Consider the following 15,141-nt stretch of genomic DNA (forward strand, 5'->3'; position numbering starts at 1 on the left):
GAGCCGGATCGAGGCGACGGTGACGTCGCCTTGGAAGCCTTGGAAGAGGTAGGCCCGTCTCCGGCGCCGGGGGGGCCTCCTCGCATGGCATTTGCCCTGACCACCCCCACGCGGCCGGCACGCCTCTTGGGCGGGCTGCCTAGGAGCTGCGCAACCCCGCGCAACCCCGCGCAACCCCGCACAACCCCGCACAACCCCGCACAACCCCGCGCAGCCCCGCGCAGCCCCTGCGCAGCCGCCGGCCGAGTGACCCGCGGCCGCGTATCGGTGGTCAGGGCAATGCAACGCGGAGACAGCACCGGCCGCCGCTCCAGAAACAGACGATCACCACGTCTGCCCACGGCCCGAGTCTGCTCACGACCCGGGCGGGGCGGAGATGCGCCCGTACAGCACCAGGGCCCAGGTGAGGCAGCCGAACGCGGCCGTGGACGCCACCGCCCGGACGATGTTCCAGTAGACCCACTTCGTCTCGAAGTGCTGGCGTACGGCGGCGAGGTCAGGGATCTTGTCCGGGGAGCCGGCACCGTTGAGCCGGTCGTTGAGCGGCACGTTGATCCTCATAGTGATCACCAGTACCGCCGCGTACAGGACCAGCGCGGCCACCGCCCAGGGCAGGACGGACCGCCTGCCGTCACCGAGATGGAACACCACGGCGAGGGCGGTGAACACCAGCGCGCCGAGGAAGGCGATCAAGAACCAGCCGTTGAGGATGGCCACGTTGATCCGCTGCATCGCCTCCACGAAGGTACGGTCGCCGGTCCGGTGCAGGCCCGGCATGACCGAGTAGGCGAAGGCCGTGAACAGGCCGGCCATCAGTCCCATGGTCATCGTGGCTGCGATCAGTGTGGGACCTCGCAGGAGCTGTGACATCGCGTTCTCCAGGACGTGCGTCGGCGGGTGGAACATGCCGTCAGTCAAGCAACGAGGCGATGAGACGGGCCATGGCTGAAAGGCTCGGCTCCATGTGCGTGCGTCTACCCGGGCGCGCCACGCGCGTCTACGCTGAGGCGCGTGGACGCACTCGCCGGCCTGCTGGACGGGCCGAGGGCCCGGGGAGCGTTCCTGCTCCGCGCGATCATGGACCCGCCCTGGTCCCTGCGCATCCAGGACCGGGCGCCGCTCAGCCTCGTCGCCGTGGTGCGCGGCCACGCGTGGGCGGTTCCCGAGAGTGCGGGCCGGGCCGGTGAGCCCGTACGGCTGCGCTCGGGGGACATCGCGATCATGCGCGGCCCGGACCCGTACGTGGTCGCCGACGATCCGGCCACCCCGCCGCAGATCGTGATCCACCCCGGGCAGCGGTGCACCACCCCGGAGGGGGTGGACCTGCACCAGGAGATGACCCTGGGCGTCCGTACCTGGGGCACCGGCCTGGACGGCTCGGCGGAGATGCTGGTCGGTACCTACCAGATGAGCGGTGAGATCAACCGTCGGCTGCTGGCGGCGCTGCCGGCCCTGCTCGTCCTCCCCCGCGAGGCCTGGGACTCTCCCCTGGTCCGGTTGCTCGGCGACGAGATCGTCAAGGACGAGCCGGGCCAGGAGGTCGTGCTCGACCGGCTCCTCGACCTCCTGCTCATCGCCGTCCTGCGGGCGTGGTTCTCCCGGCCGGAGGCCGAGGCGCCCGCCTGGTACCGGGCGCTGAGCGACCCGGTGGCCGGCCAGGCGCTGCGGCTGCTGCACGACGACCCGGCGCACCCCTGGACGGTGGCCACCCTGGCCACCAAGACGGGTGTCTCCCGCGCGGCCCTGGCCCGGCGCTTCACCGCGCTGGTCGGCGAGCCGCCCATGACCTACCTCACGGGCTGGCGGCTCGCCCTCGCCGCCGACCTGCTGCGCCGTCCGGAGGCCACCATCGGCGCCGTGGCCCGGCAGGTCGGGTACGGCAGCGCCTTCGCGCTCAGCACCGCCTTCAAACGCGTCCACGGGGTCAGCCCGCAGCAGCACCGGACCGGCACCACCGGGACCTGACGGCCGACGGCGAGCCCGCCCCGGCACGGCCGGGTGCCGCCGGGAGGTGCCCGCTAGGACTCGGCCTGGATCCGGTCGCCGATGATGCGGGCGAAGTTGGCCATCCCCAGCGCGTTGGGATGCAGGGGCGCGGCGATGGCGGTGGGGACGACCCCCTCCAGCCACTTGGTGCCGGGCGCCCCGCAGGAGTCGTGCCCGATCCCCGGGGTCGCCAGGTCGACGTAGCCGGCCCCGTGCCCGGCGGCCTGCTCGGCGATGACCCGGTTGAGCCGCGCCACGCTGCCCTGGAGGAAGTCGGCGTCCTGGGCGAGGAAGGGCTGCCGGGGCCAGCAGCCGCCTTGCCTGATGTACGTCCCGTACCCGGTGACGACCACACGGGCCTGCGGCGCGCGGATGTGGATCTGGTCCAGTACCGTGCCGAGCTTCGGGCCGAAGGCCTCGATCCTGGCCGCCACCTGGTCGGTGCCGCCCTGCGTGTAGCGCTCCACGCAGGGCTTGCCCCAGGGTTCGGGGAGCAGGTTGAGGCAGTTCTGGGCCACGCCGACCAGGCCGGTGTCGCCTCCCCCGATGGTCAGGGTGACCAGGGTGGTGTCCGCCGACAGCGCGTCGAACTGCGGCGGCGCGTCCGGCAGCGTCAGCCCGAGGAGCGACCGGTGCTGCGGCGAGGTCATGTCGGGGGTGCCCGCGCCGTCGCAGCTGACGTCCCGGAACACGCGGACCTGGAGCCGCCGGGCCAGCACCTGCGGATAGTTCCGGTCGGATCGCAGGCACGTCAGCGTGGTCTGGGCCGGGATGAGCGGGCCAGCGGCGAAGGAGTCGCCGAGTGCGACATAGACGCCGCCGTCCTGATCCGCGGCGGCCGGCGGAGGTGCCATGACCAGTCCCAGCACGGTGCCCAGCACGGTCAGCACGGTCAGGGCGGCGATGGCCGTCCCGCCCGGACGACATCCGCCCATCGTTCCTCCACCCGCGCGCGGCACCCGCGGGCCGGGCGGCCACGCGGCTCACCGCGAGTGTGCGCCCCGCAGGCTCCCGGCGCCAGAGGGACCGCGGCTCAGCGCAGGGCGTCGAGAACGTGCTCGCGGATCCGGGCCAGCTCCTCTGGGTCGCCGACCGGTTTGCCCTCCCCGTCCACGACGTAGAAGACGTCGACGGCGTCGGCTCCGAGGGTGTCGACCTGGGCGGCGCGCACCTGCAGTCCGCAGTCGCCGAGGGCCCGGCCGATCCGCCAGAGCAGGCCCGGCCGGTCGTGCGCCCGTACCTCCACGACGGTGGCCGTCTCCGAGGCGTCCCCCACGATGGTGACCCGGGGCGGCGGCACGGTGACGCCGCGCCGGACCCGCATGGAGGCGGCCCGCCGCTCCAGCCGGGCGGCGACGTCGAGCCGGCCGGCCAGCACCCGCCGCAGGTCTGCCTCGAGCGCGGCCGGGTCGGGTGGGGTGCCGTACTCCGGTACGGCGGTGAACTCGATCACCGCCGGGGTGCCCTCCACACCGTTGGCGGGGACGATGGCACGGGCCGTCCGCACGACGAGCCGGTGCAGGGCGAGCACCCCCGCGGCCTGCCAGAGCAGCCCCGGCCGGTCGGCGGCGGCCACGGTCACCCGGGCGCCCGCGATCCGTACGGCGGCGCCGCCGTGCCGGATCAGCGCAAGCTGCTCCGCGGTCGGCTCCGGGGTGCGCGGTGGTGCCCCGCCGGCCAGCACCGCGTCCACCCGCCGCACCAGCTCGGCGATCAGACCGGCCTTCCAGGGGCTCCACGCGGCCGGCCCGGTGGCGTGCGCGTCGGCGCCGGCCAGCGCGGCCAGCAGCTCGAGCACCTCGTGGCTGCCGACGCTCTTGGCGACCGTCTCGATGGTGACCGGGTCGTCGAGGTCGCGCCGGGTGGCCATGTCGGGCAGCAGCAGGTGGTGCCGGACCAGCGTCTCCAGGACGTCCACGTCGGACGGGCCGAACCCCATCCGGATACCCAGGTCCCGGGCGACGACCGCGCCGCTGCGGGAGTGGTCGCCGGGCCAGCCCTTGCCGATGTCGTGCAGCAGCCCGCCGACGAGCAGCAGGTCGGGGCGGGCGACGTCACGGGTCATGCCGGCGGCGCCGGCCGCGCACTCCACCAGATGCCGGTCGACGGTGAAGCGGTGCACCGCGTTGCGCTGCGGGCGATTGCGCACCCGCTCCCAGTCCGGCAGCAGCCGTACGATCAGCCCGGCCTGGTCCAGGGCCTCCCACACCGCGATCGCGGGCGGTCCGGCGCCGAGCAGCCCGACCAGGGCGTCCCGGGCCTCGGCCGGCCACGGAACCGGCATCGGCGCGGACTTCTCGGCGAGCCGCTCGACGGTGGCGGGGGCCAGCGGCAGCCCGGCCTGGGCGGCGGCCGCGGCCACCCGCAGCACCAGCGTGGGGTCGGTCGCGTCGGTGCCCCGGGCCAGCACCGCCTCGCCGGCCTGCTCGACCACGCCGTCGGCCAGCGGCCTGCGCTCGGCCCGGCCGGCGGGCGCGCAGAACCGGTCGACGTGCCGCCACAGGATGTCGGCGGCATAGGTCACGGTGCGCGCCGCCTCGGCGATGGCGCGCAGCAGCACGTTGGCGTCCAGCAGCCCAAGGGCGTGCGCGATCGTCTCCTGCTCCTGCAGGACGAGCCGGTCGGAGGCTCGCCCGGTCACCTCGTGCAGGGCGTGCCGTACGTCCAGCAGCAGCTCGTAGGCGTCCCGGACCCGCCGGTCCGGCGCGGGCGCCACCCAGGAGGCGGCGACGGCGCTCATGACGTGCACGTCGCGCATCCCGCCGTGGGAGTCCTTGACGTCCCCCTCCAGCAGGAACGCCAGCTCACCCTGCTCCGCCCAGCGCTCGCGGGTCATCGTGGCGAGCTCGGCCAGCCGCCGCCGCGCGTCCGCCCGCCAGTCCGCCAGGACGGCCGTGCGCAGCTCGTCGGCCAGCGTGTGGTCACCGGCGATCCGGCGGGCCGAGAGCAGGCCCAGCGCCGCCTTCATGTCGTCCCGGGCGACCGCGCGGGCCTCGGTGAGGGTACGGACCGAATGGTCCAGCCGGATCCCGGAGTCCCAGACGGGGTACCAGATGCGGTCGGCGAGCTCGGCGACGTCCGCCCGGCCGCGGTGCAGCAGCACCAGGTCCAGGTCGCCTCCGGGGGTGAGCTCCCTGCGGGCGTGGCTGCCCACCGCGATCAGCGCGACGCCGGGCTCCGCGCCGAGCAGCCCCGCCAGCCAGCGGTCCAGCTCGTCGGCGCGCGCCGTCCGGGCGCCCTGGCGCTGCCGGCGGGCGCGGACCGAGCGGTCGGGCGCGTGCCCGGCCTCCTCCGACGGCTCAGCGGTACCGGGCGCCATCGCTTCGTTGTGCACCAGCTCTCCTTTCACCCCCCGGGCGATCGCGCCTGTGTCCGGCCGTCCACACCGTGTCTCCCGAGCATGTCACGGTGCCGTTACCGAGATGTTTCCCTCCACGAGCGAAAGAGCGCCCCGAGCCCATTCCCTTCGTGATCATGCAATCGATCGTCGATCGATTGCATGATCACGGCAGGGATTGGGCTCAGGGCGCCCTCTGTCCGGTTTCGCGTCCGGCGGTCGGTCTCTCCCCCGATCACACAGCGTGCGTTCAGAGCGCCTCGGCGCCGGTCTCTCCGGTACGGACCCGGATCACCGTGTCGACCGGGACACTCCAGACCTTGCCGTCACCGATCTTGCCGGTCTGAGCGGCCTTGACCACGACGTCCAGGACGTCCTCGGCCTCCTCGTCGTCCACGAGGACCTCGACCTTGAGCTTCGGCACCAGGTCGACCTTGTACTCCGCGCCGCGGTAGACCTCGGTGTGGCCCTTCTGACGGCCGTAGCCGCTGGCCTCACTGACCGTCAGCCCCTTGACCCCGAAGGTCTCCAGGGCGGCCTTCACGTCATCGAGCTTGAACGGCTTGATGACCGCTGTGATCAGCTTCATGCGTCCGCCTCCACCTTCGTCGCCTTTGCCTCCGCGGCCGAGGCCGAGGCTGCCGTGACCGCGGCCAGGGTTCCGCTGCCACTGTGTCCGGGAGCGAGGTCGTACGCGCTCTCCGCGTGCACGGCGATGTCGATGCCGGCGACCTCGTCGTCCTCGCTGACCCGGAAGCCGATCGTCTTGTCGATGATCTTGCCGATGATCCACGCCATGAGGAAGGAGTACAGGCCGATGACCACCGGGGCGAGGGCCTGCAGGCCCAGCTGCCGGAGGCTGTGGTCACCGTAGAGGACGCCCTGGCCCTGCTTGGTGTCCGCCACCGGGTAGCGGGACAGGATGCCCAGCGAGACGGCGCCGATGAGGCCGCCCACCAGGTGGACGCCGACCACGTCGAGCGAGTCGTCGTAGTTCAGCTTGTACTTCAGGCCGACCGCGTAGGCGCAGATCGCACCGGCCAGGGCACCGAGCACCACGGCGGCCCAGGGGTCGATGAAACCGCAGGCCGGAGTGATGGCCACCAGGCCCGCGACGGCACCCGAGGCGACGCCCAGCGAGGTCGAGTGCTTGTCACGGAGCTTCTCGACGATGATCCAGGCACCCGCGGCGGCGGCGGTCGCGATCTGGGTGTTCATGAACGCCAGGGCCGCGGTGCCGTCGACGGCGAGCTCGGAACCGGCGTTGAAACCGAACCAGCCGAACCACAGCAGCCCGACGCCCAGCAGCGTGTAGCCGAGGTTGTGCGGCCGCATCGGCTCCTTCGGCCAGCCCTTGCGCTTGCCGAGCACGAACGCGAGTGCCAGGCCCGCCGCACCGGCGTTGACGTGGACGACGGTGCCGCCGGCGAAGTCCTCTACGCCCCACTGCGTCAGCCAGCCGCCGCCCCAGACCCAGTGGGCCACGGGGAAGTAGACCAGCGTCGCCCACGCGACCGAGAAGATCACCCAGGCGCCGAACTTGGTACGGTCCGCGACGGCACCGCTGATGAGGGCCACGGTGATGATGGCGAACGTCAGCTGGAACGCGGAGAACACCAGGCTCGGCATACCGGAGCCGTCCGCCTTGGTGGCGGTGTCGATCAGGCTCTGCAGCCCGACCTCCTTGACGCCACCGATGACCTTGTTCAGCGTGTCGTTGCCGTTCGTGCCGAACGCGAACGCGTGGCCGTAGAGGACCCACGCCATGGTCACCGTGATGATGCTGACGAACGACATCATCATCATGTTGAGCACGCTCTTGGCCCGGGTCATGCCACCGTAGAAGAACGCCAGGCCTGGCGTCATCAGCAGGACGAGCGCGGTGGCCGCGATCATCCACGCTGTCGTACCGGTATCGATCTTCATCTCGGAGAGAGTCCTCCCTGACGCGGTTTTTGGACTGCTCAGAGATTCCGGTGTCGCGGTTTCACCTACGAGGCTCTCGTGTTTCGGTGGTGTGAAACCACATCACCGGGTGTTTCGAATATGTTTCATATCCTTCACAACTGGCACGTTCCACTCGGGAGAGTTCCCAATTTTCATCGGAACTCGCTCAGAAAACCGACGTTTAGTCTCCGAGGATGGCGTCGACGAAAGCCTCGGGCTCGAAGGGCGCGAGGTCGTCCGGCCCCTCTCCCAGGCCGACGAGCTTGACCGGGACGCCGAGCTCGCGCTGGACGGAGATGACGATGCCGCCCTTGGCCGTGCCGTCGAGCTTGGTCAGCACGATCCCCGTGACGTTGACGACCTCGGCGAAGATCCGTGCCTGCCGCAGGCCGTTCTGCCCGGTGGTGGCGTCCAGGACGAGCAGCACCTCGTCCACCTCGGCCTGCTTCTCGACGACCCGCTTGACCTTGCCGAGCTCGTCCATCAGGCCGGTCTTGGTGTGCAGGCGGCCGGCCGTGTCGACGATGACGGTGTCGACCTTGCTCTCGATGCCCTGCTTGACGGCCTCGAAGGCCACGCTGGCCGGATCCGAGCCCTCCGGCCCGCGGACCACCTCGGCCCCCACCCGGGTGCCCCAGGTGACGAGCTGGTCGGCGGCGGCGGCGCGGAAGGTGTCGGCGGCGCCCAGCAGCACGGTGCGCCCGTCCCCGACCAGGACTCTGGCCAGCTTGCCGCAGGTGGTGGTCTTGCCGGTGCCGTTGACCCCGACGACGAGCACCACGGCGGGCCGGTTCGCGTGCGGCTCGGTGCGCAGGGCCCGGTCCAGGTCCGGCCCGATCTGCGCCACCAGCTCGTTCTTGAGCAGCTCGCGTACCTCCTGCGGCCCGCGGCTGCCCAGCACCTTCACCTTGGTCCGGAGGTCGTCCACGATCAGCCGGGTCGGGGCGACGCCCACGTCGGCGGTGATGAGGGTGTCCTCGATCTCGTCCCACGCGTCGTCGTCGAGCGAGTCCCGGGAGAGCACGGCCAGCAGGGTCTTGCCGAAGCCGCTCTGCGAGCGGGCCAGCCGCGCGCGCAGCCGGACCAGCCGGCCCGCCGACGGCGGCGGCAGCTCGATCTCCGGGGCGGGCGGCGCCTCGACCACGGGCGCCGTGGCGGCCGGGGCGACCAGGTCGTCCTCGGTGACCGTGGTGCCACCCGGCCGGGTGGGCACCTCGGGCCGCGCGGGAGGCGGCACCGTGCGGCGTCCGGGCCGCAGCAGGAACAGCCCACCTCCGACCACGACGACGGCGAGCACGGCCAAGGCGACGATGAGGATCACATATTCCATAGCGCCCTCAAGTCTCTCAGACCAGAAGCCCTGCCATGGTCAGTCGGAGGTCAAGGCGCCGCGCTCCGACCGTTCCCACTCGTCGACGTTGCGCAGCAGCGCCTCCAGGTAGGAGCGCAGGTGGGTGCGGTAGACCTCGCTGTAGGTCCGCAGATAGGCGAGCTCACGCTCCAGCTCCTGCCGGTTCGAGGGGTCCGGGGCCGCGGGCACCGGCACCGCGGCCGCCGCCATCGCGGCCTGCTGGTGGGCGCCCTCCAGCACCTGGACCGCCCGGGTGCGGGCATCACCGAGGATCTCGTCCCGGTGCCGTCTGGCCTCGGCCGCCAGGTCCCGGCCGTAACGCTCGGCCTCGGCGACGTACTGGTCGGCGGTCTGCTGGGCCTGGGACAGGACCCGCACGGCCTGCAGGTGCGCGTCCTCGGGCCGCATGGTCGCGGACGCCTCGTTGGAGACCCGCTCCCGCAGCCGGGAGACCTCGTCCGAGAGCGCGGCCCGCTCGTTGAGCACCTGGAGCAGCTCCCGCTGGACCCGCTCGAAGAAATAGTCGACCTGCTGTTCGTCGTAACCACGGCGGCCCAGCGCCGCCTTGCCGAAGTGCACCGACTGCAGCTCGGCCGGGCTCAGCCTGGAAGCCTCACCACGCGTCGCCGGAAGATTCGCCGCCGGAAGATTCAGGGGATTCAAAGAGCTCACCTCTGTGCGTCGCCGAAGGATTCCAGCCTGATGTGGTCTCTGCCAAGACCCAGTCGTTCGAGCCGTGCGGCAGTGGCGACCGCCATGTCCGGCGGGCCGCAGATGTAGGCGTCGTGACCGTCCCACCGGCCGTGCCTGGCCACGACGTCGGGCAGATCCCCCTGCTCCGCGCCGGCGACCGCCTCGTCGGACACCGTCGGCACCACGGTCAGCCACGGCAGCTGAGCCTGGCGTTTGCGCAGATCGTCGAGGTCGTAGAGCGCGTCGGAGGTGCGGGCCCCGAAGAACAGATGGACGCGCGGCGGGGTCTCCTTGGCGGCGAGCTGCTCCAGGATGGCCTTCAGCGGGGCCAGGCCGGTGCTGCCCGCGATGAGCAGGACGTCCCGGGTGGAGGTCTCGTTGAGGGTCAGCGTGCCGATCGCGGGCCCCAGCCGCAGCCAGTCCCCGACGCGCAGGCTCCGCACCAGCGCGTGGCTGACCGAACCCCCGTCCACCAGCCGGACGTGGAAGTCGATGGTGTGGTCGGACCGGGGCGCGTTGGCCATCGACAGGTACCGCCAGGCCCGCGGCCGGGCCCGGGTCTCCACGGCCACGGACTGGCCGGGCAGGTAGGGCAGCGGCTGGTCGGGGGCGACCCGGAACACCGCGAGGTCGAACCGCCGCCGCTCATGGCTGATGACCTGGGCGTTCCACCAGGCGGGCCGCACGCCGCCGTCGTCGTGCGCGGCGTCCAGCATCACCTTGGACACCAGGCCGTAGGCGGCGGCCCACTCCTTGGCGAGTTCCTCGGTCCAGGAGACGCCCGAGAAGTAGCGCAGCGTGGCGAGCAGGCTGGCCCCCACCTCGGGGTAGTGCTCGGCCACGATGCTGAACTTGCGGTGGTCGCGCCCGAGCTGCTGCAGGAAGGGCACCAGCTCGGGCAGCGCGTCCACCTGGGAGACGATCCGGCCGAGCGCGCCGAGCAGCTTGTCGCGCTGCTGGCTCATCCCGACCGGGAACATGTCCCGTAGATGCGGGTTCCGTACGAACAGGTCAGAGTAGAAGAACAGTGCTACGGCGTCGCCGTGCTGCGCCACCTGCGCGAAGTTGTCCTTCAATCGCTGAGCATCCACGCCTCATGACCCTACAGCGACATTTGTGACCAAAGTGACGGATGTGACTTGTCAGGCAGCAGGAGCTTCGATCATGACCTGCGAGACGACGCCGTACGCCTCCGCCCAGTCCTTGGCGAGATCATCGTTCCACTGGTCGCCACTGAAGTGCTCCAAGGTGGCGAGCAGGCTGCCACCGACCGCGGGGAAGTGCTCGGGGAGCGCGCCGAAGCCCTCGTGCCTGCGGCCGAGGTCCTGCAGGAAGGGCACCAGCGCCGCGGGGTCGTCGACCGTCGAGACGATGTACGACAGCGCGGAGAGCAGCTTCTCGTGCTGGGCCTTCATCGAGCCGGAGAACAGCGGCCGCACTCCCGGGTTCTTCTCGAACAGGTCCGCGTAGAAGAACTCGGCCACCTCGATGCCGTGCGTACCGACGAGCGCGAAATTGTCCTTGAGACGCTGCGGTTCCATACGATCTCCCAATCGGTACGTTGATCCATTTCGGGTCATATACCTAGTGGTATCGGTGGATCATGCGCAACCCCGGCAGGGCACCGGCCTGCACCGAGATCAGGCGGGCTCGGGCTCGCGCAGCCGCTGACTGACGACCTGGGTCACGCCGTCGCCGCGCATGCTCACCCCGTAGAGGGCGTCCGCGCCCTCCATGGTCCGCTTCTGGTGGGTGATCATGATGAGCTGCGAGGACTCGCGCAGCTCCTCCAGCACCCCGAGCAGCCGCTGGGTGTTGGTGTCGTCGAGCGCCGCCTCGACCTCGTCGAGGACGTAGAACGGCGAGGGCCGGGCACGGAAGATCGCCACCAGGATGGCGACGGCCACCAGGGACCGCTCACCGCCGGACAGCAGCGACAGCCGCTTGACCTTCTTGCCCGGCGGCCGGGCCTCGACCTCCACCCCGGTGGTGAGCATGTCGTGCGGCTCGGTCAGGGTCAGCCGCCCCTCGCCGCCGGGGAAGAGCCGGGCGAAGACCCGCTCGAACTCCCGCGCGGTGTCCTCGAACGCCGCGGCGAACACCTGCTGCACCCGGTCGTCGACCTCCTTGACGACGGTCAGCAGGTCGCGCCGGGTCTTCTTCAGGTCCTCGAGCTGCGAGGTGAGGAACGCGTGCCGCTCCTCCAGCGCCGCGAACTCCTCCAGGGCGAGCGGGTTGACCTTGCCCAGCAGCGTCATCTGCCGCTCGGCCGCCTTGGCCCGCTTCTCCTGGACGGCCCGGTCGTACGGCTGCGGAACGGCGTCCGGAGCGGCCTCCGGCCCCGGCGGGATGAGCTGGTCGGGCCCGTACTCGGCGATGAGGCCCGCGACCTCCATGCCGTACTCCTCCAGCGCCCGCTCCTCCATCTGCTCCAGCCGCAGGCGCTGCTCGGCGCGGGCCACCTCGCTGCCGTGCACGACGTTGACCAGCCGCTCCAGCTGGGTCGACAGGTCGCGTACCTGGGTGCGGACGACCCTGAGCTCGGCGTCCCGGGCCGCCCGGGCCCGCTCGGCGGCCTCCCGCTCGGCGACGGCGACGTCCAGCGACACCTCGATGCGCTCCAGGGCCAGCCGGCCGGCCCTGCCGACCGCCTTGGCGATGCGGGCCTCGCGCTCCAGGCGCTTCCTGCGGGCCTCCGCCCTGGCGCGCTGCTCCCGCTCGCGGCGGGCGCCGCGCTCCAGCGCGTCGGCCCGCCCGGCGATCGCCTTGACCCGCTCCTCGGCCGTGCGGACCGACAGCCGCGCCTCCATCTCGGCGGAGCGCAGCTCCTGGCAACGGGCGTTCAGCTCGTCCCGGTCGCCGCCGTCGAACTCCTCGAAGGTCTCGGTCTCCGCCTCGGCCATGGCGAGCCGCTCTTCGAGCCGCTCCATCGCCTCGACGTCACGCGCGCGGGCCTCCCCGGCCGTCCGGGCGGCCTTGTCCAGGCGCTCGACCTCGCCCCTGGCGGCCCGTACCCCGGCCTCCAGCCGCGCGGCGGCCTTGGCCTCCTGAGCGGCCTTGGCGTCCGCGTCGCGGAGCCGTGCCCGCACCCGGTCCAGCGCCGACTGCGCCTGGTTGACCATCGACTGGGCCTGGCCGACCGCCGCCTGGGCGGCCTCCAGCTCGGCCTGGGCCCGCTGGTCGCCGGCGGCGGCCTCGGTCAGCGCGTCCGCAGTCCGCGCCGCCGCCTCCTGGGCGGTGAGGAGGTCCTTGCCCGCCTCGTCCAGGGTCACCCGCATCTGCAGCAGGCTCTGCCCGCCGCCCGTGCCGCCGCTCTGTGCCCAGTGCGCGCCGAGCAGATCGCCGTCACGGGTCACCGCGCGCAGCTCCGGCTCGGCGGCCACCAGCGCCCGGGCGGCCGCCAGGCCCGCGACGACGACCACGCCGTGCAGCAGGTGCCGCAGCGCGGGCAGCACGGAGTCCGGCACGGAGATCAGGTCCAGCGCGTACTCGGCGCCGTCCGGGAGGGCGGCCCGCGGCCGTTCCGGCGCCGGCCCGGACCCGACGACCAGGCCGGCCCGCCCGGCCTCCCGGTCGCGCAGCAGGGTCAGCGCGGCCTCCGCCGTGTCGAGCGAGCCGACCGCGACGGCCTCGGCGGCGGCCCCCAGCGCGGCGGCGACCGCCACCTCGGCGCCGGGCCGCACGGTGAGCAGGGACGCCATGGTGCCGAGCACGCCGTCGAGGCCGGCTCCCAGCAGCACCTCGCCGCCGTCGGCGGCGCTGCCCAGGGTCAGCTCAAGCGCCTCGATCCGGGCCTGCAGGGCGGCCACCTGGCGCTGCGCCTGCTGATCCGCGGCGCGGGCGGCCGCGACGGCCTCCCGGGCCCGCCGGACCGCGTCCTTGGGGCCGTTGACCGACTCGCGTGCCGTGTCGGCGGCGGTCCGGGCCTCCGCGAGCGCCTCCTGGGCCATCTCGTGGTCGGCGGCGAGCTCGGGATCCTCGACGGCCTTGGTCTCGTAGGCCTCATACTCGCCCTGGGCGGTGTCCGCCCGCTCCTCGGCCTCCACCCGGGCGGTGGTGAGCCGCCCTATCTCCGACTCCCCCGCCTGGACCTTGCTGCGCAGCGCCTCCACCTGGCCGCGCAGCCGGGCCAGTCCCTCCCGCCGGTCGGCGGCGGCCCGGGCGGCGGCCTGCAGCCGGCGCTCCTCTTCCTTGAGGGCCGCCTCGGCCTCGGTGCGTTCCCGTACGGCTCCGGTCAGCGCCTCCTGGGCGTCCTCGAGCAGCTCGCGCAGCACCTCCTCCTGCGCGCGGACCTCGGCGGCCTCCCGCTCCATGTCCTCCGGGTCGCGGCCGCGCACGGCCTCGCCCTGGCTCCCGGCGGCGTGCCGGTGCCGTTCGGCGGCGACGCCGGCGACGCCCTTGAGCCGCTCCTTGAGCGAGGAGAGCTGGAACCAGGTGTCCTGGACGGCGGCCAGCCGGGGCGCCTCGGCCTGCGCCTCGGCCTCCAGCTCGGTCTCCCGGGTCTGCGCGTCGTGCAGGCCCTTCTCGACGGCGGCGCGCCGCTGGCGTACGGCCGCCTCGTCCGCGGCCTCCTCCTCCAGCTTCCCGCGCATCGTCAGCAGATCGTCGGCGAGCAACCGGAGCCGGGAGTCGCGCAGCTCCGCCTGGATCACCGCGGCCCGGCGGGCGATCTCGGCCTGCTTGCCGAGCGGCTTGAGCTGGCGGCGCAGCTCACCGGTGAGGTCCTGGACGCGGGTCAGATTGGCCTGCATGGCGTCCAGCTTGCGGAGCGCCTTCTCCTTGCGCTTGCGGTGCTTGAGGACGCCGGCGGCCTCCTCGATCACCGCGCGCCTGCCCTCGGGGCCGGAGTTCAGGGCGGCGTCGAGCTGGCCCTGGCCGATGATCACGTGCATCTCCCGGCCGATGCCGGAGTCCGAGAGCAGCTCCTGGACGTCCAGCAGCCGGCAGGAGTCCCCGTTGATGGAGTACTCGCTCTGGCCGGACCGGAACAGCAGCCGGCTGATCGTCACCTCGGAGTAGTCGATCGGCAGCGCGCCGTCGGCGTTGTCGATGGTGAGGATGACCTCGGCGCGGCCCAGCGGCGGCCGGCTGGCGGTGCCGGCGAAGACGACGTCCTCCATCTTGCCGCCGCGCAGCGACTTGGCCCCCTGCTCGCCCATCACCCAGGCGAGCGCGTCGACGACGTTCGACTTGCCCGAGCCGTTGGGGCCCACCACACAGGTGATGCCGGGCTCGAAGCGCAGCGTGGTCGAGGACGCGAAGGACTTGAAACCGCGCAGCGTCAGGCTTTTGAGATACACCCGCGCGCTCTCCTCGTCCTCATGGCGTGGGAACGTGCGAAGAGGTCGCACCCCCCGGTCGGTGGCCGCTCGGTCCCGCGGCCTGCCTCAGCAGGTCGAACGATACCGGTCGTCGGACCGCACACCGGGGATTCCGGCTGCGGCCCGCGTTCCCAATGTGCCATGATCCGCCCACATGAGCGGTCCGTCCCGGCAAACAGCGATGTCACGGCGCGCCGTCCTGCGGAGCGGCACGTTCCGCTCGGCCACCGCGGCACGGACGTGAACCCGCCGGCGGCGGCCGGGGGCGGTCCTGCCACGCGGCCCGGCCGGAGGGCCGTACGAGAGGACCGTACGAAGGGTGCCACGACGGGTCGTACGGGGGCCGGCAGGGCGGGGCCAGGTCTCTTTTCTCGACCGAAACCTGACCTGACCTGGCCTTTCTCTGTGCCGTTTCTCTGGCGGCCTTTCTCGGCCCGCCTTTTCTCCGGTGGCCACCGGAGAGCTCCCCGACGGGGCCCTGGACGACGCCCTGACGGTTCCCCGGC

At 72.5% G+C, this 15,141-nt stretch carries 11 protein-coding genes; 1 reads left to right on the forward strand and 10 read right to left on the reverse strand.

Annotated elements, in window-relative coordinates; all coding sequences use genetic code 11:
• Positions 1-354: 354 nt before the first annotated feature.
• Positions 355-918 carry an anthrone oxygenase family protein gene (locus ACRYCC_RS36470; protein ID WP_433818599.1) on the reverse strand — a complete coding sequence of 188 codons (564 nt, stop codon included), beginning with the start codon at positions 916-918 and terminating at the stop codon, positions 355-357.
• A gap of 93 nt (positions 919-1,011) precedes the next feature.
• Between ACRYCC_RS36470 and ACRYCC_RS36475 the strand changes: the two genes are divergently transcribed.
• Complete coding sequence (locus ACRYCC_RS36475) at positions 1,012-1,965, forward strand: AraC family transcriptional regulator (protein WP_433818601.1); 954 nt, start codon at positions 1,012-1,014, stop codon at positions 1,963-1,965.
• A gap of 53 nt (positions 1,966-2,018) precedes the next feature.
• On the opposite strand, the gene ACRYCC_RS36480 is transcribed toward ACRYCC_RS36475, so the two are convergent.
• The 9 genes from ACRYCC_RS36480 to smc all read right to left on the reverse strand — a co-directional run bounded on the left by ACRYCC_RS36480 (position 2,019) and on the right by smc (position 14,614).
• Positions 2,019-2,921, reverse strand: a complete 903-nt coding sequence (locus ACRYCC_RS36480) for an SGNH/GDSL hydrolase family protein (protein ID WP_433818603.1) — start codon at positions 2,919-2,921, stop codon at positions 2,019-2,021.
• 98 nt (positions 2,922-3,019) lie between these two features.
• Complete coding sequence (locus ACRYCC_RS36485; protein WP_433818605.1) at positions 3,020-5,320, reverse strand: [protein-PII] uridylyltransferase; 2,301 nt, start codon at positions 5,318-5,320, stop codon at positions 3,020-3,022.
• Positions 5,321-5,573: 253 nt separating this feature from the next.
• Complete coding sequence (locus ACRYCC_RS36490; RefSeq protein ID WP_433818606.1) at positions 5,574-5,912, reverse strand: P-II family nitrogen regulator; 339 nt, start codon at positions 5,910-5,912, stop codon at positions 5,574-5,576.
• The gene (locus ACRYCC_RS36495) at positions 5,909-7,249 is read right to left on the reverse strand and encodes an ammonium transporter (RefSeq protein WP_433818608.1); all 1,341 of its coding nucleotides are present in this window, start codon (positions 7,247-7,249) and stop codon (positions 5,909-5,911) included. Before ACRYCC_RS36495 ends, ACRYCC_RS36490 begins: the two co-directional genes overlap by 4 nt.
• A gap of 202 nt (positions 7,250-7,451) precedes the next feature.
• Positions 7,452-8,600: a signal recognition particle-docking protein FtsY gene (gene ftsY / locus ACRYCC_RS36500; RefSeq protein WP_433818610.1), complete on the reverse strand. Its 1,149-nt coding sequence runs from the start codon at positions 8,598-8,600 to the stop codon at positions 7,452-7,454.
• A gap of 39 nt (positions 8,601-8,639) precedes the next feature.
• Positions 8,640-9,284 (reverse strand): DivIVA domain-containing protein, encoded by a 645-nt coding sequence (locus ACRYCC_RS36505; protein WP_433818612.1) that lies wholly within the window; start codon positions 9,282-9,284, stop codon positions 8,640-8,642.
• A gap of 5 nt (positions 9,285-9,289) precedes the next feature.
• Complete coding sequence (locus ACRYCC_RS36510; RefSeq protein WP_433818613.1) at positions 9,290-10,405, reverse strand: globin domain-containing protein; 1,116 nt, start codon at positions 10,403-10,405, stop codon at positions 9,290-9,292.
• 51 nt (positions 10,406-10,456) lie between these two features.
• Positions 10,457-10,855, reverse strand: coding sequence for a globin domain-containing protein (locus ACRYCC_RS36515; RefSeq protein ID WP_433818615.1), 399 nt, complete (start codon positions 10,853-10,855; stop codon positions 10,457-10,459).
• Positions 10,856-10,954: 99 nt separating this feature from the next.
• Entirely contained in the window at positions 10,955-14,614 is a 3,660-nt protein-coding gene (gene smc, locus ACRYCC_RS36520; RefSeq protein ID WP_433818617.1) for a chromosome segregation protein SMC, read from the reverse strand.
• Between the last annotated feature and the right edge of the window lie 527 nt (positions 14,615-15,141).

It is taken from the genome of Actinomadura scrupuli, assembly GCF_050971785.1.
Classification (GTDB): domain Bacteria; phylum Actinomycetota; class Actinomycetes; order Streptosporangiales; family Streptosporangiaceae; genus Actinomadura_E; species Actinomadura_E scrupuli.